Origin of the sequence: Sphingobium sp. V4, from assembly GCF_029590555.1 — a bacterium.
Taxonomy (GTDB): Bacteria; Pseudomonadota; Alphaproteobacteria; order Sphingomonadales; family Sphingomonadaceae; genus Sphingobium.
This window is the reverse complement of record NZ_CP081001.1, coordinates 2335387-2353423: the sequence shown is the minus strand read 5'-3', so window position 1 is coordinate 2353423 and position 18037 is coordinate 2335387. Positions and strand designations below refer to the sequence as shown.

Here is an 18037-nt window from a genome sequence, read left to right as displayed (position 1 = left end):
CTCAGCCCGAACGGTTGAGGGGGCAATGACATGACCAAGCATTTCCTGAATCTCTCCGACGCGGGCGGCAATGCCATCGCCGCGATGATCGCGGATGCCATCGATCGGAAGGCCGCGCGCGCGGGCAAGCCCAAGGGCACTGTGGACGCCGATGCGCCGCTCGCCGGGCACACGCTGGCGATGATCTTCGAGAAGAACAGCACTCGCACCCGCGTCAGCTTCGACATGGCGATCCGCCAGCTGGGCGGCACGTCGCTGATCCTTGACGGCGCGACCAGCCAGTTGGGGCGCGGCGAAACGATCGCCGACACCGCGCGCGTCTTGAGCCGCATGGCCGACGCGATCATGATCCGCACCGACGACCATGCGAAGATCGAGGAAATGGCGCATTATGCCAGCGTCCCGGTCGTCAATGGCCTGACTGACCTTTCGCATCCCTGCCAGATCGTTGCCGACCTGCTTACCGTGGTGGAGCATGGGCTGGCGCTGCCCGGCAGCCAGTGGGCCTGGCTGGGAGACGGCAATAACGTCCTCCATTCGATCGTGGAGGCCGCCGGCCTGATGAAGTTCGATGTTCGCATGGGCATTCCCGAAGGCTATGATCCCGATCCGGCCTTTGCGGAGGCGGCGCGCGCCGCCGGGTCGACCATCACCCTGACCCGCGATGCGGCCGAAGCGGTCGCCGGCGCGGACGTAGTCGTCACCGACACCTGGATCTCCATGGGCCAGTCCCACGCCGAGGAGAAACTGGCGGCGATGATGCCCTATCAGGTGACGCCCGCGTTGATGGCCGGGGCGAAGGCGGATGCCAAATTCCTCCACTGCCTGCCAGCCCATCGTGGCGAGGAAGTGGTGGCTGACGTAATCGACGGCCCGCAGTCGCTGATCTGGGACGAGGCGGAAAATCGCATCCACGCCCAGAAGTCGGTTCTGCTCTGGGCGCTCGGGCGGCTTGGTTGAGTTTTCGGGCGGGCTTCCTATCTAGGCGTCCTGTCCGCATCGCTGGATGCCTATTCACGCCGGCGCGCTGTTCGTGCCGGCCGACCGGAGCTGTATCGTGACTTCTGCCGCCTCCATCGACCAGGCCATGGGCTTCACCATTCCCGGCCGCCATGCGCGCGGTCGCCTGGTGCGGCTTGGCCCGGTTCTCGACGACGTGCTTGCCGCCCATGCCTATCCGCCGCCGATCGAGCGGGTGCTTGCCTCGGCGCTGGTGCTGGCGGCCCTGCTGGGCAGCACGCTCAAGCTGGCCGACGGTCAGCTCACGCTCCAGGCGCAGACCGAAAATGGCGTCGTCAGCCTGCTCGTTGCCGATTATAAGAATGGCGAACTGCGAGGTTATGCCAAGTTCGACGCCGACCGGTTGGCCGAACTGGGGCCGAATCCCTCTCTCTTCGGTCTGTTCGGCAAGGGCTATCTCGCCATCACCTTCGACCAGGCGGTGACCGGCGAGCGCTATCAGGGCATCGTCCCGCTGGAGGGCGAATCGCTCGCCCATGCGGCCGAACATTATTTCTTCCAGTCCGAACAGATCCCCAGCATCATCCGCATCGCCACCCGGCATGATGCGGGCGAAGGCTGCTTCGCGGCCGGCCTGATGCTCCAGCACCTGCCCGAGGGCGAGGTCGGCCGCGAACGGCTGCATGTCCGCCACGACCATCCCGAATGGGAGCATGTGCAGGCGCTGGCGGTCACGCTGAAGGATGAGGAACTGACCGACGCGGATCTGCCGCTGCCCGACATCGTCTGGCGCCTCTTCCATGAAGAGGAGGAAGTGCGCGTTACCGAACCTGCGCCGCTGGCGAAGGGTTGTCGCTGCGACCTGGCGCATATCCGCAGCGTCATCGGCCGCTTTCCGCCGGAAGAACGGGCGGAAATGGCGGACGAGCGGGGCGTGATCGGCGTCGATTGCGCTTTCTGCTCGCGCATCTTCCCCCTCGCGGTCGACAGTTTCACCTGACGAACGCCCGCTGTCGTTACGCTGACGATATTTGTAATTGAGGCAATGGCGCGGCTTCGCGCTATCAAAATGCCGCATTTGTGCGGGATGGATGATGGGATTGCGCGCGGCCTGGCCGTCGCGCACCCTTTTTGGCGGGATCGTACAGGGATCATGGGCAAGGCAGGACTGCGGGCGCTGGGCGTCGCGGCGGCATTGATGATGACGGGTTGGGCCGGCGCGGTGACCATGCCGCAGCTGCTGGCCCTGCGCGCGCTGGAAACGGGCGAATGGGAACTGCGCGGCCGGGGCGAGGGCGCCGAAACGCGCAAGCTGTGCGTCGCCGACCTGCGCCAGCTGATGCAGCCGCAGCATCCCGGCCCGCTCTGCGACAGCTTTGTCGTCAGCGACAGCGCCCATGCGGCCAGCGTGACCTATGACTGCGCGGGGGCGGGCAATGGCCGCACCGACCTGCGCGTGGAAACCTCGCGGCTGGTGCAGATCCGCACCCAGGGCGTGGCGGACGGAGCACCCTTCGCCTTCGCGATGGAAGGTCGGCGCATCGGCGCCTGCCATTGACCGCCTGATGCTTGCGCTGCGGCTGTCCGGGGGGTAGCGCGAAAACCATGGTTGCCAATCAAGGAAAATTCGCCGTCGTCCTGCTTTCGGGCGGACTGGATTCGATGGTCGCGGGCGGGCTGGCGCGCGAATCGGGCTATCATCTGCTTGCCCTGTCGATCGACTATAATCAGCGCCACCGTGTCGAACTCAATGCGGCGGCGCGCGTGGCCGAATCGCTCGGCGCGATGCGCCATATCGTCCTGCCGCTCGATCTCACCGCTTTCGGCGGATCGGCGCTGACCGCTGACATCGCCGTGCCCAAGGGCGGCGTGGGTGGCGACATTCCCGTCACCTATGTGCCCGCGCGCAACACCATCTTCCTGTCGCTGACACTGGGCCTGGCCGAAGTGGCCGGGGCCAGCGACATCTTCATCGGCGTCAACGCGCTCGATTATTCGGGCTATCCCGACTGCCGGCCGGAGTTCATCGACGCCTTCCAGAAGATGGCGACGCTGGCCACCAAGGCGGGGGTGGAGGGGCATCCGATCCGCATCAACACGCCGCTCCAATATATGAGCAAGGCCGACATCGCGCGCGAAGCCCACCGTCTCGGTCTCGATGCCGGGATCAGCTGGTCCTGCTATGATCCCACGCCCGACGGCAAGCATTGCGGCCTGTGCGACAGCTGCCGCCTGCGTTCAAAAGGGTTCGAGGAAGCGGGGCTGCCCGATCCCACCATCTATGCCGTGCAGCCGCCAAAGGCATAGCCGATGAGTTATGCGGTCAAGGAAATGTTCCTGACCCTGCAAGGGGAAGGGGTGCAGGCGGGGCGGCGCGCGGTATTCCTGCGCTTCGCCGGCTGCAACCTGTGGAGCGGGCGCGAGCAGGACCGTGGCCAAGCCATCTGCCGGTTCTGCGACACCGATTTCGTCGGCACCGACGGCCTTGGCGGCGGCAGGTTCGCCGATGCCGATGCGCTGGCCGACGCCGCGCTCGGCTTCTGGGGCGCGGGCGGCGCGGGCCGCTATATCGTGCTGACAGGCGGCGAGCCGATGTTGCAGGTGGACGATGCGCTGGTCGCCGCGCTTCATGCGCGCGGCTTCACCATCGCGATCGAGAGCAACGGCACCCTGCCGGTCCATCCCGGCATCGACTGGGTCTGCATCAGCCCCAAGGCCGGGAGCGAAGTGGTGCAGCGTTCGGGCAATGAACTCAAGCTGGTCTGGCCGCAGCCGGGCGGTGGGCACAGCCTGGCCGATGTCGACGCCATGGCGGAGTGGGCTTTCGACCATCATCTCCTCCAGCCGCTGGACGACGCCCATGCGCCCGACAATGCCCGCGCCGCAATCGCCCTGGTCATGGACCGCCCGCAATGGCGCCTGACCGTGCAGGCGCATAAATATCTGGGGCTGCGCTAGGCGGCGGGCTTCGGCAGGTTGGGCCCGAACGGGAGAGGGGGGGGCACGTCGCTGAACCCGCCCGCTTCGTCCGAGCCGTTGCGCGCGCCCGCGCGGGTCAGGGCTTCACGCCGGTCCGGTCGTTCCATGCCTGATGACAGAGGGGTTGCAGCACGCCCTTCTTCCAGCATTTCGGATCGAAGGAGGGCAGGGCGACGACATAGTCATAGCCCGGCGTGCCGTAAAATTGCTCGCCTGCCAGCACCAGCGCCTTCTTGATCGAGGGCAGGCCGACGCGCCCGACCTCGTTCAGCGTGCCGCGGTCGGCGAAGATCGCCTGGCGACCGACGACGGCGGCCTCCTGGCAGAAGCCCTTTTGCGCCTGGACGGTCGAATAGCCCGAATAGATGCGGGTGTTATACATGTCCGCGGCGGACTGGCCGGCGCGGCCCTTGCCTACGGTGCGCTGGAAATAGCCGAGCAGGGTCGCTTGGGCGGCGTCCAGTTCCGCGTCATGATGGGCGATCATCGCATTGTAATTGCCCACCGTCAGCAGCGTCGGTTCGAACTGGCATTGCAGCGCCGCGACGTTGAGCGCGGCGCGCATGTTCCACGCCAGCCCGGCCTTGATCTCCGCCGGCGTCGCGCCCGGCAGGCCGAGCGCGGTGGCGGCGGTCGTATCGGTCAGCGGCGGCGCGCTCATGTCGGGCGGCGACCAGTAGAATTGCGCGGCGGCGGGCGGGGCGGCGACAGGCGCGATGGCGATCGCCAGGCTGAACAGCGCGCGGCGCGACGGCAAACGGACCTTCATCGACAAAACCTCTCAGGCAGGGCGCGTCGATCGACGCGTCCGTTATCATTCCCCGCGACGACTGTATCGCCGCTGAAACGTCCGGCCTTGCTAGCGGAGCTTCCTATTGATCGGCAAGCACTTCGTCGTCCTGGACCGGCGCCTTTTCGGCAGGTGCCGCCGGTGCGGCCGGCTTGGCGGGCTCGCTGCCGTTGGCGGACGCGTTGCCGCCGGGCAGGGCCAGGGCTGTACCTTCGCTCTGCACGCCATCCAGGTCGGTCATGGCGTCGGTGGCGGTACCGTCCACCACCTCCATGTCCTTCATCTGCACGCTGTTGCCGCCCTTGTCACCGCCCCCGCAGGCGGCAAGAGGCAGCAGCGCAGCGATGCAGATGGTCCGTGCAGTCAGGCGCATCCGGGTCTCCTTGAAAGCCTGTTCCAATGCCCGGCAGCCCCCCGCCAAGCGAAAGCCGCGACCCTAGCCGCCTGTCCCGCATTGCTCAACCCCCGCGCCGCAGCGCGCCAAGCGGCTGAGAAAGGCGGGAAAATGGGCCTTCAAAGCGGCGTCCAGCGCGGCCATCGACGCATTTCCGCCCAATGCGGCGATGCTGGTGACGGGATATTCGCTGATCCCGCACGGCACGATGCCGCCAAAATGGGACAGGTCGGGATCGACGTTGATCGAAAAGCCGTGGAGCGTCACCCAGCGCCGCACCCGGATGCCCAGCGCGCCGATCTTCGCCTCGCGGCCCTGGCGGTCGTCGGTCCAGATGCCGATCCGCCCGTCCGCCCGCCGCGCCGCGATGCCGAGGTCGCCCAGCGCCGCGATCATCCAGCCTTCCAGATGATGGACGAAGTTGCGGACATCCTTGCCCCGTTCCCGCAAATCGATGTTGAGATAGCCGATCCGCTGCCCCGGCCCATGATAGGTGTAGCGCCCGCCGCGCCCCGCATCATGCACGGGAAAGCGCGGGTCGAGCAGTTCGGCTGGGTTCGCGCTGGTCCCGGCGGTGTAGAGCGGGGGATGTTCCAGCAGCCAGACCCGTTCCTGCGCGCGCCCTTCGTAAATGGCCGCGGCGCGCGCCTCCATCTCGGCCAGCGCGGGCGGATAGTCGAGCGGCGCGGTCTCGACGCGCCATTCGAGTCGGGCGGGAAAGGGAAGGGGCGGGGGCGTGGCATCGGAAACGGGATCGGACATGGGGCGCTTCCTTGACTTGGGGCGGGCGAGCGATCAAGTCTCGCGCCATAATTTCCGGAAAGCACAGGCAGGCACATAGATATGACGACGATGTCGATCGGCAAGGCGTGGGAAGAAGCGGTCGCCTTCGTCGCGCGGGAGGCGTCGCTGCTCTTTCCCGTGGCGCTGCTGTTCGTGGCGCTGCCGGGCCTCATCCTCCAGGAAATGACCCCGCCCGAACTGGCGGCCTGGTTCGCCGATCCGAAGGCGGACACGATCCCCGCCATGCCGCCCGGCTTTGCCGTGGCGATGCTGCTGACGGTCATCCTCATCTGGTTCGGGTCGCTCGCCCTGTTCGCGCTGGCGCTGCGTCCCGGGATCAGCGTGGGGGAGGCGCTGCGGCTGAGCTTCGCGCGCCTGCCGGTGCTGATCGGCACCGCGCTGGTGATCGCCGGCGCGCTGGTCGTGGCCGTGACCATGGCGATCCTCCTGGGCGTGGTCCTCTCGCTCGCCTCGAAGCCGCTCGGCGCCACGATGGGCCTGCTTCTCGGCTTTGGCGGCGCGATCCTGGTCTTTTTCGCCAGCGTCCGTTTCGTCCTGCTCAACCCGGTGGTGATCGACGGGCGGACCGGGGTGGTGGAATCGCTGCGCGCCGCATGGCAGCTGACGCGCGGCCATTTCTGGCGGTTGCTGGGGTTTCTGTTCCTGGTGATGATCCTGTCCGCGATCGCGAGCGCGGCGGCGCAGGCGGTGGTCGGCGTGCTGGGCGGGCTGGTGGCCGGACCGGAAGGCGCGCGTCTGGCCGGCAGCATCGCCGGGGCGCTCGTGTCGACGGTGATCCAGGTCTATATGTTGGTGATGCTCGCCCGCCTCTATCGTCAGGCGGTCGCCGCCTGATCCAGCAGCGGGACATGCGGCGCGGCGTCGCGCGGCAATATTCCCGCCAGCCGCGGATCGGCGAAGGTCTCGATCTCCCGCCCATAGGCCACGAACCCTGACCTCAGATAGAAGCCCAGCGCCGCCGGGCTGTCCAGCGTGCAGGTATGGACCCAGAACCGCTCCACCCCCTTGCGCCAGGCGAGCGACTTCGCCTGCGCCATCAGCCAGCGGCCCAGTCCCTTGCCGTTCAGTTCGGGCACCAGCCCGAAAAAGCTGAGTTCGCAATCGGGCAGCGAGCGGAAGTCCAATTCGAGCAGGCCCACTTCGGTGCCGCGCGGATCGGTGACGGCATAGACCTCCACCGCCGGGTCATGGAGGATCGCCGCCAGCGCCGAATCGGCCATGACCAGCCGCGAAAACCACAGCCAGGGCGCGCCCACCCGGCGGAACAGCGCGCGATAGGCATCCAGTTCCGGCCGCTTCCACGGCACCAGCCGCAGCGGCGCTGGCGGGATCGGCGCGGGCCGGGGGCGATCACGCATCTCCAGATGGGTGACGATCGTCGCCACCATGCCCGGATCGACCGGCATCAGCGCCATGCGCGTCAGCTCCAGCTCGCCATGGGGGGCAGGCTCATCAGGATCGCGTCGATATTGCCGCCGGTCTTGAGGCCGAACAAAGTGCCCCGGTCATGGACCAGGTTGAACTCGGCATAGCGACCGCGCCATTCCAGCATCGTGCGATAGTCCGCGTCCGTCCAGCCTTCCCCCATGCGCCGCCGCACGATCGGCGGGAAGGCGGCGAGGAAGGCGTCGCCGACATCGCGGGTGAAGGCGAAATTCGCGTCGAAGGCGGCATCGTCGGGGCATTCCAGATGATCGTAGAAAATGCCCCCCACGCCCCGATGCACGCCGCGATGGGGAATGAAGAAATAATCGTCCGCCCATTTCTTGAAGCGGGGATAATGATCCGCGTCATGCGCGTCGCAGGCGGCCTTCAGCACCTGGTGGAAATGCGCCGTATCCTCGTCGCGCGGCAAAGGCGGGTTGAGGTCCGCGCCGCCGCCGAACCAGCTCCTGGTGGTCACCAGATAGCGGGTGTTCATGTGGACGGCGGGGGCATGGGGGTTGGCCATGTGCGCGACCAGGCTGATGCCGGTGGCGAAAAAGGCGGGATTGTCGGCCGCGCCATGGATGGTCTGGGCGAATCCGGGCGCGAATTCGCCGCCTACGGTCGACACATTGACCCCGACCTTCTCGAAGACCTTGCCCTTCATCACGCCGCGCACGCCGCCCCCACCCTCGCCGGGCGCCTGACCGTCGGCCTCGCGGTCCCAGGCGGTGAAGGCGAAGCGGGCGTCGCTGCCGGCTTCGCGCTCGATCGCCTCGAACTCGGCGCAGATGCGGTCCCGCAGCGATTCGAACCAGCTGCGCGCGGCCTGTTGCCGGGCGTCGAGGGCGAAGGGAACGGTGGGAACGGGATTGCTGGCGGTCATTGCGGGAACCTTCCGGTCTGGCGCAGGGCTTCGGCGACGGCGATGCCCGTCGACACGGCGATGTTGAGCGACCGGAAGCCCGGCGCCATGGGGATGCGGACGCGAATATCGGCCAGGTCGCGGACATCCTCCGGCACGCCGGCGCTTTCCGATCCCATCATCAACACATCGTCGGCGCGAAATTGCACATCGGGCAGTCGCTGCGAGGCATGGGCGCTCATCAGCAGCAGGCGGCGGCCTTCGGCCCGGCGCGCGGCGTCGAACGCGGCGAAATTGACGTGGCGGGTGACGTCCGCCGCCTCGCCATAGTCCATCGCCGCCCGCTTCAGGCGGGTGTCGGAAAAGGCGAATCCAGTCGGCATGATGATGTCGACAGGGACCGAAAAACAGGCCGCCAGCCGCAGGATTGCGCCGACATTGCCCGCGATCTCGGGTTGGTAAAGGGCGATACGCATGGCCGCGCCTTACCGCACGGACGCGATTTGCAACAGTTTAAGTAACATTGCGGTTGGCAAAGCGCGCAATGTGCGGTTATCAGGCTCCCCGAACCACGCCGGGGGGTAGGCGGGGGCAGCTGCGGCTGACGACCCAAATCCCTTGATAAGTAGCGCCGGTAACGGCATTCCGGTGTGACAGGGAAGTCTTGCAAGGGTAGAGGTGCATGGCGAGCGTAGAGCATTCTGACGGCCAAGGTCTATCCGGCGGAGAAGGGGTGCGCCGCCGCGATTTCATCAACATCGCTGCGGTGAGCTTCGCAGGAGTCGGCGCCGTCGCCGTCGTCCTGCCGCTGGTCGACCAGATGAACCCCAGCGCGGACGTGCTGGCGCTCGCATCGACGGAAGTGGACCTGTCGGCGATCCAGCCGGGGCAGGCGATAAAGACCACCTTCCGCAGCCAGCCGCTGTTCGTGCGGCAGCTGACCCCCAAGGAAATCGCCGAAGCCGACAAGGTGGACGCTTCCACGCTGCGCGACCCGCAGACGCTGGAGGAACGCACCGTCGACGGCAAGAAGCAGTGGCTGGTGACGATGGGTGTCTGCACCCATCTGGGCTGCGTGCCGCTGGGCGCGGGCGAGGGCGAGAACAAGGGCGAATATGGCGGCTATTTCTGCCCATGCCATGGTTCGTCCTACGATACCGCCGCGCGCATCCGCAAAGGCCCCGCGCCCAAGAATCTGGAAGTTCCGAAGTTCAGCTTCACTTCCGACACCGCCATTCTCGTAGGCTGAGGTAAGAAACCATGAGCTTTCCCTGGGCTGAGCATTATACTCCCAAGCATCCGGCGATGCAGTGGATGGACGAGAAGCTGCCGCTGCCGCGCCTCGTCTACAACGCGATCGGTGCGGGCTATCCCGTCCCGCGCAATCTCAACTATTTCTGGAATTTCGGCGTGCTGGCCGGCCTCGCGCTGGTCATCCAGATCGTCACCGGCGTCATCATGGCGATGCATTATGGCGCCAACGACCTGGTGGCCTTCAGCACCGTCGAACAGACGATGCGCGACGTCAATTCGGGCTGGCTGATGCGCTATGCCCATGCCAACGGCGCCAGCTTCTTCTTCATCGTCGTCTATCTCCACATCTTCCGCGGTCTCTATTTCGGCTCCTACAAGGCGCCGCGCGAAATGGTGTGGCTGCTCGGCCTCGTCATCTTCCTCCTCATGATGGCGACTGCCTTCATGGGCTATGTGCTGCCGTGGGGCCAGATGTCCTACTGGGGCGCGAAGGTGATCACCGGCCTGTTCGGCGCGATCCCGGTGGTGGGCGAACCGATCCAGACCTGGCTGCTGGGCGGATTCGCTCCCGGAAACGCGTCGCTCAACCGCTTCTTCTCGCTGCACTTCCTGCTGCCCTTCGTGATCGCGGGGGTCATCATCCTGCACATCTGGGCGCTGCATATTCCGGGGTCCTCGAACCCGACCGGCGTGGAAGTGAAGGGGCCGCAGGATACCGTCCCGTTCCACCCCTATTACACCGCGAAGGACGGTTTCGGCGCGGGTGTCTTCCTTATCATCTTCTCGGTCCTGCTGTTCTTCGCGCCCAACTTCCTGGGTCATCCGGACAATTATATCGAGGCGAACCCGCTCTCGACCCCCGCGCACATCGTGCCGGAATGGTATTTCTGGCCCTTCTACGCGATCCTGCGCGCCTTCACGGTGGACTTCTTCTTCGTCCCCGCAAAGCTGCTGGGCGTGCTGGCGATGTTCGCGTCGATCCTGCTGCTCTTCTTCCTGCCCTGGCTGGATACCTCGCCGGTGCGTTCGGGCCGCTATCGTCCGACCTTCCGGAAATTCTGGTACATCCTGCTCGCGGACGTGGCGGTGCTGGGCTATTGCGGTGGCGCCCCTGCGGAAGAGCCGTTCGTGATGATCAGCCAAGTGGCGGCGGCTTATTATTTCGCTCACTTCCTCATCATCCTGCCGCTCATCTCGCGCTTCGAAAAGCCGCTGCCGCTGCCCGGCTCGATCACCGAATCGGTGCTGGCGAAATATGGCAAGACCGACGGCGAACCCGTCGCGGTCCCGGCCGAATAAGGGGGTAGACAGATATGGTACGCATCGGCGCATTTCTCGTCGGCCTCTTCTTCGCGGGCTGGCTGCTGGTTTCCTTCCTGGTGGGCGCGGTGGCCTATGTCACCGAGCCGCCCCAGCCCACGGTGGAGCATGAATTTCACTTGGCTCCCAAGCATGTCGCCTTCTCGTTCGACGGCCCCTTCGGCAAATATGACAAGCAGCAGCTGCAGCGTGGTTTCCAGGTGTTCAAGGAAGTCTGCTCGGCCTGCCACAGCCTGAAGTTCGTCGCCTTCCGCGACCTGGAAGCGCTCGGCTATAACGAGGCCGAGGTGAAGGCCATCGCCAAGCAGTGGGCGATCAAGACCCCGTCGGTCGATCCGGCCACGGGCGAGGCCTCGACCCGCGAGCCGGTGCCGGCCGATTATTTCCCCAAGCCGTTCGCGAACAATGTCGCGGCGGCGGCGGCGAACAACAATGCGATCCCGCCGGACCTGTCGCTGATGACCAAGGCCCGCCATCATGGCAGCGCCTATGTCTATTCGCTGCTGACCGGCTATCGGGCGCAACCTGCCGAACTGCTCAAGCAGTTCCCGGATTCGAAGACGCCGGAAGGGCTGCACTACAACCCCTATTTCGCCAACCTCAACCTCGCCATGGCGCCGCCGCTGTCGGCCGATGGCCAGGTGACCTATGGCGACGGCACCAAGTCGACCGTGGACCAGATGGCGCAGGACGTCGCGGCCTTCCTGACCTGGACGGCCGAGCCGAAGCTGGAAAACCGCCGTCGCGCGGGCCTTGCTACCATCGTCTTCCTGCTGATCGCGACGGGCTTGGCCTATATGTCCTATCAGAATATCTGGGCGGACAAGAAAAAGGCGGCCTGACGGAAGCCGGACCGGAGAAAAAGGGAGGGGCGCGGTTTCTTGAGGAAACCGCGCCCTTTCTCTATGGAGGCTTCCCATGAGCATCGACGGCCTGACCGCCCTTATCCGCACCATCCCCGACTTTCCCAAGCCGGGCATCCTGTTCCGCGACGTGACGAGCCTGCTCGCCGACGGGGAGGGTTTTTCCGAGCTGGTCGATCGCCTGTCGGCGATCGCGCGCCCGCTCGACCCCGATCTGATCGTCGGGATCGAGGCGCGCGGCTTCATCCTGGGCGCGGCGCTCGCGCTCGCGCTGGGCAAGGGATTCGTGCCGGTGCGCAAGGCGGGCAAGCTGCCGGGCAGGACGGTCGGCATCGACTATGTGCTGGAATATGGCACCGACCGGCTGGAAATGCATGAAGGGCAGGTACCGCGCGGCGCGCGCGTCATCCTGGTCGACGATCTGATCGCCACCGGCGGCACCGCGATCGCCGCCGCCCAACTGCTGCGCGAACAGGGCGCCAGCGTGCTGATGGCGCTCTTTGCGGTCGACCTGCCCGATCTGGGTGGCAGGGCGGCGCTGGAGGCCGATGGCGTCGCGGCGCAGGCGCTGATCCGCTTCGACGGGGACTGATCAGCCCGGATGCGCGAGAGCGGCGGGCAACAGGTCCACCGCCGCCGCCAGCCGCTCGTCCAGCAGGCCCAGCAATTCCATCCAGCTGTTGATATGGTCCAACTCCCCCGGTCCGTCGGACACGCCGCGCAATCCCATCAGCGGCACGCCGAAACGGGCGCAGGCCCGCGCCACCGCGAAGGTCTCCATGTCGACCATGTCGGCGTCGATCGCGGCATAATCCTCGCCCCCGACGATGTTCGCCCCGGTGGACAGGCGCGCGAGGGGCAGGGGGAGCGGGGTTGCCAGCGGCAGGTCGACGGGATGGTCGACAAAGGGCGTTACCCCTTTGGCAAAGCCCAGGCGCGAGGCGTCCATGTCGCGCCACGAAACGCTGGCTACCTGATAGATGTCGCCCAGCGGGCAGGTGCGCGATCCCGCCGAGCCCAGGCAGACCGCCAGGTCGGGCAGGGCGTTCTGCCGCGCCATGTCGTGCAAGGCGACGCCGGTCGCCAGCGCGGCTTCCACCGGTCCTACGCCGGTCATCAGCGGAATGAATCGCGCGCGCAGATGCGGGCCATATTCGGCCTCCACCGCCATCACGAACAGTATCCGCTTGCCTGATATCGTCTCGCAGCCCGGCATCATTGGTGCATTCCCCGATCGTCCGGGCCGAGCCTTAGCGCGCGTCCCGCCGCGCCGCAAAAGAGAAAGCCCGCCGCTTCGAAAGGAAGCGACGGGCTTTGTCATGGTGGGCGTGGCAAGGATTGAACTTGCGACCCCTGCGATGTCAACACAGTGCTCTACCACTGAGCTACACGCCCGCCGTGGAGGGGGCCAATAACGGGGCTATGTGACTCGCGCAAGCGGGAAATTGCATCGGGTCGATATTCTTCTGGACAGGGCAGGGGTGGCCCATATGCTGCGGCGCAAACAGGGGGACGCCAATATCCATGCTGCCATCGCCATCCTCGCCGATTCAGACGACCCCGCGCCTGCCCTTCTACCGCCAGCTTTACGTCCAGGTTCTCGTAGCGATCGCGCTGGGCGTGCTGATGGGGCATTTCTGGCCCGACGCGGGCAAGCAGATGAAGCCGCTGGGCGAAGCCTTCATCAAGCTGGTGAAGATGATAATCGCCCCGGTCATCTTCCTGACCATCGTCACCGGCATCGCGGGGATGAAGGAGCTGGGCGCGATCGGCCGGGTGGCGGCCAAGGCGTTCGGCTATTTCCTGACCTTCTCCACCCTCGCCCTCATCGTCGGCCTGATCGTCGCCAACATCGTACAGCCAGGCGCGGGGCTGAATATCGATCCGGCGACGCTCGATGCCGGCAAGGTCGCCGACTATGCCCATCAGGCGCATGAACGCACGCTCACCGGCTTCCTGATGAGCATCATCCCCTCGACCATGGTGTCTGCGGTGGCGGACGGCAACATCCTCCAGGTGCTGTTCGTGGCGATCCTGTTCGGCATCGCGCTCACCATGATCGGAGAAAAGGCGGAGCCGCTCATGACGGTGCTGGAATCCGCCAGCCATGCCGTGTTCAAGCTGGTCGCCCTGCTCATGAAGGCCGCGCCGATCGGCGCCTTCGGGGCGATGGCCTTCACCATCGCCGAATATGGTGTCGGCACGCTCGCCAACCTGGCCGGGCTGGTGGCGACCTTCTACCTGACGGCCCTGCTGTTCGTGCTGGTCGTGCTGGGCGCGGTCTGCCGGCTGGTGGGCTTCAACATCCTCCACCTCATCCGCTATCTCAAGGCGGAACTGCTGCTGGTGCTGGGCACCTCCTCGTCCGAAGCGGCGCTGCCCAGCCTGATCGAGAAGATGGAGCGGGCCGGCTGCCGCAAGTCGGTGGTGGGGCTGGTCGTGCCGACCGGCTACAGTTTCAACCTCGACGGCACCAATATATACATGACGCTGGCGGCCTTGTTCATCGCACAGGCCTGCAATGTCCATATCAGCCTGGAGGAGCAGATATTGCTGCTGCTGGTGGCGATGATCTCGTCCAAGGGCGCAGCGGGCGTCACCGGCGCGGGCTTCATCACGCTGGCGGCGACGCTTTCGATCGTGCCGTCGGTGCCGGTCGCGGGGATGACCCTGATCCTGGGCGTCGATCGTTTCATGAGCGAGGTCCGGGCGCTCACCAACTTCATCGGCAATGCCGTGGCGACGGTGGTCGTGTCGGCCTGGGAAAAGGGGCTGGACCGGGAGCGGTTCAAGGCCGCGATGGCGGGCATCCCGCTCGATCCGACCCCGGACATGGAGGAAGTGGTGCCGGACTGAGCCTTCAGTTCCGGCCTGACACGCTCTCGCTGCCGAACATCCGTTCGACCTCCAGCACCAGGTCGCGCAGGTGGAAGGGCTTGGACAGAACCTTGGCCTGCGGCACCGCCTTGCCGGCCTTCAGCGTCACGGCGGCAAAGCCGGTGATGAACATGATCCGCATGTCCGGCGCGACGGACGCAGCGTGCTGGGCCAGTTCGATGCCGTCCATTTCCGGCATGACGATGTCGGTCAGCAGCAGGTCGAACCGGTCCGAATTGATATAAGGCAGCGCTTCCAGCCCGGTCGCGACCGGCACCACGTCATAACCGGACTTTTCCAGCGCGCGGGCCAGATAGGTCCGCATACTTTCGTCATCTTCTGCCAACAATATGCGAATCATCGCCCGGTTTCGTCCTGTAACCTCACGCGCGCATCCCACCCCTTTGGCTGGCGCGAAGCCCGCTTATATGCGACAAGGTGTAAATATTATCCACCCGGGTAACCAAATTTGGCGCGCCGGCGAAAGGAACCGCATTGGACGACGGCGCGCTGCGATTTTCCGCTTCATCGAACGCTCCCTTCCGCCTGCACGGGCCGACGATCCCCGATCGCCCGGTCATTTTGTCGGTGCCCCATGCCGGGCGGGACTATCCGGCGGAACTGCTGGCGCAGGCGCGGGTGGGGCCGGAAGTGCTGCGGCGGCTGGAGGATCGCTGGGTCGATCTGCTGATCCAGCCCCTGATCGGGCGCGGCTTCACCACGCTGGTCGCGCGCGCGCCGCGGGCGATGATCGATCTCAACCGGCATGAGCGGGAGGTCGACCCGGCGATGCTGCGCGACCTGCCGCGCGGCGTCACCCTCCACAGCAGCGCCAAGCTGCGCGGCGGCCTCGGCCTGGTGCCGCGCCGCCTGCCGGGCGCGAACGATCTGTGGCGCGGACCGCTCGCCTGGGCGGAGGTGCAGCGGCGCATCGACCAGGTCCACCGTCCCTATCATGGGGAGCTGGCCCGGTTGATGCAGGCCGCGCGCGGTGCACATGGGCACGCCATCCTTCTCGACATCCATTCCATGCCGCCGCTGCCGCCGACCGCGCCGGGGTGGCGCGCGCCCGGCCTGGTCCTGGGCGATCGTTTCGGCCGCAGCGCGTCGAGCCGGCTGATGGCCCTCGTCGCCGACATCGGGCAGGCGCATGACGTGGCGACGGCGCAGAATCATCCCTATGCCGGCGACTATCTGCTGGACCGGCATGGCCGTCCGGGAAGCGGGCTCCATGCGATCCAGATCGAGATCGATCGCAGCCTCTATCTGGACGCAACGCTCGACCGGCCGGGGCCGGGCGTCGAGCGCATGCGCGGGCTGATGACCGATATTGTCGAGGCGCTGGCGCTGGAGCTGCCGCGCGAGGATTGCGCGCTCGCCGCCGAATAGGCGTTAAGGCCGCGCACGGATCACCAGCCGGGCGCCCGCGACGCTCAGATGATGGGTGTCGAAATAGAGCGGCCTGCGGTCCCGTTCGATCGCGCAACGGGACCGGCTGCAAAGCGCTGCGATCGGATCGATATAGGCCACGCCGCGCGCCTGCCATGCGACGAACAGCGTGCGCAGGCGGCGCGTATGCGCTTCGACGGTCGCGCGCGCGACCCCGGTCGCGCCTTGCGTTGCGCCCGTGCGGGCCAGATGGGCGAGCCGGCGCGGCACGTCGAAGGGTTGGGGCGGTACCGGCCCGATGATGGTCACGTCCCGCCCCTCGGCCCGCAGCGCCGCGATCGTGCGGTCGAGCCGGGCGACGAAGGCGGGATTGTCGAAATCGCCATTGCCCCAGAAGGCGGCCAGATAGACGCGGCGGATCCGGGGATCGGCGCGGATTGCGGCGAAGGCGGCGCGATTGGCGGCGGCGCAGCGCGCATCCGTCGCTTCATGGTCCAGCACCGGCGGGCAGCTGGACGCCGTGCGCTGGATCAGCGACCGTCCCTCCCGCCGCGCGCGTTCCGCCAGCGCATAGGCCAGTTCCACGCCATGGCTGTCGCCCCACAGCAGGGCGTCGGGCGGCGCGTCGGCGCCCAGGATACAGGGCGCCGCGCCCCGCACGAAATTGTCGTGGCACCGCTCGCGCGCCGGGCTGATGTCCTGGCGTCCGGCGATCTGCGCCAGCACGGCCGGGGCGAAGCGAGACGGCCAGGGACCGGCGGCGATCAGCGCCAGCGACAGCGCGCACAGCAGAACCGTCGCCGCCGCCGTCAGGGTGAAGATCGCCCGCGCCGACACCCGCCGCGGGTCGCGGAAGGGCCGCTCGACGAAACGCCAGGACAGGAAGGCGGCAAGGAAGGCGGCGGCGACAACGGCCACCCGCGTCCAACCTTCCAGCGGCAGGTCCGTCGCATATTCGGTGAAGACGATCAGCGGCCAGTGCCAGAGGTAGAGGGAATAGGACAGGAGGCCGATGCCGACCAACGGCGGCAGGGCGAGCAGCCGTCCGACGCTGGTCCCCGGGGCGCCATGAAGCAGGGCGGCGGTCCCCGCCACCGGCAGCAGCGCCGCCATGCCGGGGAAGAGGGTGCCGCGATCATAGGTCGCGACCGCGATCGCGATGGCGGTAACGCCCGTCCAGCTGATCGCCTCACGCAGCCAGCGCGCCCGAGCCTCGGCGACCTTACCCAGCGCCAGCAGTGCGCCCGCCAGCAATTCCCAGGCGCGCGTCGGCGGCAGGTAGAAGGCGAAGCCGGTCGCGTCGCGCTGCATCGCGATGCACAGCGCCAGCGACCCGGCCGCGATCGTCGCCACCAGGGCCGTCCGCCGGTGCGGTGCAAGGTGCGCCAGCAGCATCAGCAGGATCGGAAAGCCGATATAGAATTGCTCCTCGACCGCCAGCGACCATGTGTGGAGCAGCGGCTTCGTATCCGCGCCCCCGGCGAAATAACCGGTGTCGGCGAAGAACCAGAGGTTGGAGGCGAAGGCGGTGGCGGCCAGCGCGGACTTCGGGACGCCCTCCAGGTCGCCCGGCAGATAGAGCCAGGCCGCAGCGCCCAGCACCGCCAGCATCATCAGCGTCAAGGCCGGCAGGATGCGGCGAAAGCGGCGCTCGTAGAAGCGGGCGAGCGAGAAGCGCCCCTCATCCACCTCACGCGCGATGATGCCGGTGATCAGATAGCCGGAAATGACGAAGAAGATGTCGACGCCGACATAGCCGCCCGAAAAGCCGGGCACATGGGCATGGAACAGCAGCACCGGCAGGATGGCGAGCGCGCGCAGTCCGTCAATGTCGCGGCGATGGCGAATCGCGGCGTCCAGGGCTGGCTGTGTCGATGTCGGCCCGTGCATCGGGCGGGGCATAGGGGCAAAGCCCTGACAATCTCTTTACCCGAATCGCCCCCGCGATGCCGCGCGATTCGCGTGCCCGTAACGGGCCCAGCTTGCCGTAGCGTCACCCTGGGTCGTTGCGCTGGCGATTGCATTTCATGCAACTACTGTTTTTTCCTTCGCATTTGCGAACCCGCCGGCCGGTTGGCAAAGGGGGTGTGCCTTTCAGGCATCCTCTCCTAAAAACT

The 18037-nt window shown here is 66.7% G+C and carries 21 protein-coding genes and 1 tRNA gene; 12 read left to right on the top strand and 10 right to left on the bottom strand.

From position 1 onward, the window contains the following. Positions 1-30 precede the first annotated feature (30 nt). The 5 genes from argF to queE all read left to right on the top strand — a co-directional run bounded on the left by argF (position 31) and on the right by queE (position 3918). Positions 31-960, top strand: coding sequence for an ornithine carbamoyltransferase (gene argF, locus K3M67_RS11700; protein ID WP_066857283.1), 930 nt, complete (start codon positions 31-33; stop codon positions 958-960). 127 nt (positions 961-1087) lie between these two features. Then, positions 1088-1960, top strand: a complete 873-nt coding sequence (hslO, locus tag K3M67_RS11695) for an Hsp33 family molecular chaperone HslO (protein WP_198162854.1) — start codon at positions 1088-1090, stop codon at positions 1958-1960. 153 nt (positions 1961-2113) lie between these two features. Then, positions 2114-2518 (top strand): DUF3617 domain-containing protein, encoded by a 405-nt coding sequence (locus K3M67_RS11690; RefSeq protein ID WP_285831543.1) that lies wholly within the window; start codon positions 2114-2116, stop codon positions 2516-2518. Between the two features lie 47 nt (positions 2519-2565). Continuing rightward, entirely contained in the window at positions 2566-3267 is a 702-nt protein-coding gene (gene queC / locus K3M67_RS11685; protein WP_066857290.1) for a 7-cyano-7-deazaguanine synthase QueC, read from the top strand. A 3-nt stretch (positions 3268-3270) separates the two neighbouring features. Then, a complete protein-coding gene (gene queE / locus K3M67_RS11680; protein ID WP_066857293.1) occupies positions 3271-3918 on the top strand; it encodes a 7-carboxy-7-deazaguanine synthase in 648 nt (215 codons plus the stop codon). A gap of 97 nt (positions 3919-4015) precedes the next feature. On the opposite strand, the gene K3M67_RS11675 is transcribed toward queE, so the two are convergent. The 3 genes from K3M67_RS11675 to lipB all read right to left on the bottom strand — a co-directional run bounded on the left by K3M67_RS11675 (position 4016) and on the right by lipB (position 5885). Beyond that, positions 4016-4708 carry a hypothetical protein gene (locus K3M67_RS11675; protein WP_285831542.1) on the bottom strand — a complete coding sequence of 231 codons (693 nt, stop codon included), beginning with the start codon at positions 4706-4708 and terminating at the stop codon, positions 4016-4018. A gap of 103 nt (positions 4709-4811) precedes the next feature. Further along, positions 4812-5102: a hypothetical protein gene (locus K3M67_RS11670; protein ID WP_066857298.1), complete on the bottom strand. Its 291-nt coding sequence runs from the start codon at positions 5100-5102 to the stop codon at positions 4812-4814. A gap of 63 nt (positions 5103-5165) precedes the next feature. Continuing rightward, the gene (gene lipB / locus K3M67_RS11665; protein ID WP_285831541.1) at positions 5166-5885 is read right to left on the bottom strand and encodes a lipoyl(octanoyl) transferase LipB; all 720 of its coding nucleotides are present in this window, start codon (positions 5883-5885) and stop codon (positions 5166-5168) included. An 81-nt stretch (positions 5886-5966) separates the two neighbouring features. Between lipB and K3M67_RS11660 the strand changes: the two genes are divergently transcribed. Beyond that, positions 5967-6761 carry a DUF7847 domain-containing protein gene (locus K3M67_RS11660; protein ID WP_066857304.1) on the top strand — a complete coding sequence of 265 codons (795 nt, stop codon included), beginning with the start codon at positions 5967-5969 and terminating at the stop codon, positions 6759-6761. Here K3M67_RS11660 and K3M67_RS11655 read toward each other — a convergent pair. The 3 genes from K3M67_RS11655 to K3M67_RS11645 are packed head-to-tail and all read right to left on the bottom strand — an operon-like array spanning position 6743 to position 8693. Further along, positions 6743-7342, bottom strand: a complete 600-nt coding sequence (locus K3M67_RS11655) for a GNAT family N-acetyltransferase (protein ID WP_285831540.1) — start codon at positions 7340-7342, stop codon at positions 6743-6745. The genes K3M67_RS11660 and K3M67_RS11655 overlap by 19 nt on opposite strands. 5 nt (positions 7343-7347) lie before the next feature. Beyond that, positions 7348-8238: an oxygen-dependent coproporphyrinogen oxidase gene (gene hemF, locus K3M67_RS11650; RefSeq protein WP_285831539.1), complete on the bottom strand. Its 891-nt coding sequence runs from the start codon at positions 8236-8238 to the stop codon at positions 7348-7350. Beyond that, on the bottom strand, positions 8235-8693 hold the full coding sequence (locus tag K3M67_RS11645) for a tRNA (cytidine(34)-2'-O)-methyltransferase (protein WP_066857313.1): 459 nt from the start codon (positions 8691-8693) through the stop codon (positions 8235-8237). Before K3M67_RS11645 ends, hemF begins: the two co-directional genes overlap by 4 nt. Positions 8694-8899: 206 nt before the next feature. Between K3M67_RS11645 and petA the strand changes: the two genes are divergently transcribed. The 4 genes from petA to K3M67_RS11625 all read left to right on the top strand — a co-directional run bounded on the left by petA (position 8900) and on the right by K3M67_RS11625 (position 12246). Further along, positions 8900-9466: a ubiquinol-cytochrome c reductase iron-sulfur subunit gene (gene petA, locus K3M67_RS11640; protein ID WP_066857316.1), complete on the top strand. Its 567-nt coding sequence runs from the start codon at positions 8900-8902 to the stop codon at positions 9464-9466. Between the two features lie 11 nt (positions 9467-9477). Beyond that, positions 9478-10770, top strand: coding sequence for a cytochrome b (locus K3M67_RS11635; RefSeq protein WP_066857319.1), 1293 nt, complete (start codon positions 9478-9480; stop codon positions 10768-10770). Between the two features lie 14 nt (positions 10771-10784). Further along, positions 10785-11633, top strand: coding sequence for a cytochrome c1 (locus K3M67_RS11630; RefSeq protein ID WP_066857321.1), 849 nt, complete (start codon positions 10785-10787; stop codon positions 11631-11633). Positions 11634-11709: 76 nt separating this feature from the next. Continuing rightward, positions 11710-12246 (top strand): adenine phosphoribosyltransferase, encoded by a 537-nt coding sequence (locus tag K3M67_RS11625; protein WP_066857328.1) that lies wholly within the window; start codon positions 11710-11712, stop codon positions 12244-12246. Here K3M67_RS11625 and K3M67_RS11620 read toward each other — a convergent pair whose 3' ends face one another. Beyond that, on the bottom strand, positions 12247-12873 hold the full coding sequence (locus K3M67_RS11620; protein WP_285831538.1) for a 5'-methylthioadenosine/S-adenosylhomocysteine nucleosidase: 627 nt from the start codon (positions 12871-12873) through the stop codon (positions 12247-12249). A gap of 101 nt (positions 12874-12974) precedes the next feature. Beyond that, positions 12975-13049 (bottom strand) — tRNA-Val (locus tag K3M67_RS11615). Between the two features lie 129 nt (positions 13050-13178). Between K3M67_RS11615 and K3M67_RS11610 the strand changes: the two genes are divergently transcribed. Then, positions 13179-14510 carry a dicarboxylate/amino acid:cation symporter gene (locus K3M67_RS11610; protein ID WP_066857334.1) on the top strand — a complete coding sequence of 444 codons (1332 nt, stop codon included), beginning with the start codon at positions 13179-13181 and terminating at the stop codon, positions 14508-14510. A 4-nt stretch (positions 14511-14514) separates the two neighbouring features. Here the strand turns inward: K3M67_RS11610 and cpdR are convergent, their stop codons facing one another. After that, on the bottom strand, positions 14515-14892 hold the full coding sequence (cpdR, locus tag K3M67_RS11605) for a cell cycle two-component system response regulator CpdR (protein ID WP_066857337.1): 378 nt from the start codon (positions 14890-14892) through the stop codon (positions 14515-14517). A gap of 134 nt (positions 14893-15026) precedes the next feature. On the opposite strand from cpdR, the gene K3M67_RS11600 reads away from it, so the two are divergent. Continuing rightward, on the top strand, positions 15027-15920 hold the full coding sequence (locus tag K3M67_RS11600) for an N-formylglutamate amidohydrolase (protein WP_285831537.1): 894 nt from the start codon (positions 15027-15029) through the stop codon (positions 15918-15920). Between the two features lie 3 nt (positions 15921-15923). On the opposite strand, the gene K3M67_RS11595 is transcribed toward K3M67_RS11600, so the two are convergent. Then, on the bottom strand, positions 15924-17822 hold the full coding sequence (locus K3M67_RS11595) for an acyltransferase family protein (protein WP_285831536.1): 1899 nt from the start codon (positions 17820-17822) through the stop codon (positions 15924-15926). Positions 17823-18037 lie beyond the last annotated feature (215 nt).

Bases quoted from the DNA above. Each gene is read 5' to 3' on its own strand.
- lipB (WP_285831541.1), bottom strand. From the start codon at position 5,885: ATGTCCGATCCCGTTTCCGATGCCACGCCCCCGCCCCTTCCCTTTCCC.
- petA (WP_066857316.1), top strand. From the start codon at position 8,900: ATGGCGAGCGTAGAGCATTCTGACGGCCAAGGTCTATCCGGCGGAGAA.
- argF (WP_066857283.1), top strand. From the start codon at position 31: ATGACCAAGCATTTCCTGAATCTCTCCGACGCGGGCGGCAATGCCATC.
- K3M67_RS11690 (WP_285831543.1), top strand. From the start codon at position 2,114: ATGGGCAAGGCAGGACTGCGGGCGCTGGGCGTCGCGGCGGCATTGATG.
- hslO (WP_198162854.1), top strand. From the start codon at position 1,088: ATGGGCTTCACCATTCCCGGCCGCCATGCGCGCGGTCGCCTGGTGCGG.
- K3M67_RS11620 (WP_285831538.1), bottom strand. From the start codon at position 12,873: ATGATGCCGGGCTGCGAGACGATATCAGGCAAGCGGATACTGTTCGTG.
- K3M67_RS11670 (WP_066857298.1), bottom strand. From the start codon at position 5,102: ATGCGCCTGACTGCACGGACCATCTGCATCGCTGCGCTGCTGCCTCTT.
- queC (WP_066857290.1), top strand. From the start codon at position 2,566: ATGGTTGCCAATCAAGGAAAATTCGCCGTCGTCCTGCTTTCGGGCGGA.
- K3M67_RS11655 (WP_285831540.1), bottom strand. From the start codon at position 7,342: ATGGCGCTGATGCCGGTCGATCCGGGCATGGTGGCGACGATCGTCACC.
- K3M67_RS11660 (WP_066857304.1), top strand. From the start codon at position 5,967: ATGACGACGATGTCGATCGGCAAGGCGTGGGAAGAAGCGGTCGCCTTC.
- queE (WP_066857293.1), top strand. From the start codon at position 3,271: ATGAGTTATGCGGTCAAGGAAATGTTCCTGACCCTGCAAGGGGAAGGG.
- K3M67_RS11625 (WP_066857328.1), top strand. From the start codon at position 11,710: ATGAGCATCGACGGCCTGACCGCCCTTATCCGCACCATCCCCGACTTT.
- K3M67_RS11595 (WP_285831536.1), bottom strand. From the start codon at position 17,822: ATGCCCCGCCCGATGCACGGGCCGACATCGACACAGCCAGCCCTGGAC.
- K3M67_RS11630 (WP_066857321.1), top strand. From the start codon at position 10,785: ATGGTACGCATCGGCGCATTTCTCGTCGGCCTCTTCTTCGCGGGCTGG.
- K3M67_RS11675 (WP_285831542.1), bottom strand. From the start codon at position 4,708: ATGAAGGTCCGTTTGCCGTCGCGCCGCGCGCTGTTCAGCCTGGCGATC.
- K3M67_RS11610 (WP_066857334.1), top strand. From the start codon at position 13,179: ATGCTGCCATCGCCATCCTCGCCGATTCAGACGACCCCGCGCCTGCCC.
- cpdR (WP_066857337.1), bottom strand. From the start codon at position 14,892: ATGATTCGCATATTGTTGGCAGAAGATGACGAAAGTATGCGGACCTAT.
- K3M67_RS11635 (WP_066857319.1), top strand. From the start codon at position 9,478: ATGAGCTTTCCCTGGGCTGAGCATTATACTCCCAAGCATCCGGCGATG.
- hemF (WP_285831539.1), bottom strand. From the start codon at position 8,238: ATGACCGCCAGCAATCCCGTTCCCACCGTTCCCTTCGCCCTCGACGCC.
- K3M67_RS11645 (WP_066857313.1), bottom strand. From the start codon at position 8,693: ATGCGTATCGCCCTTTACCAACCCGAGATCGCGGGCAATGTCGGCGCA.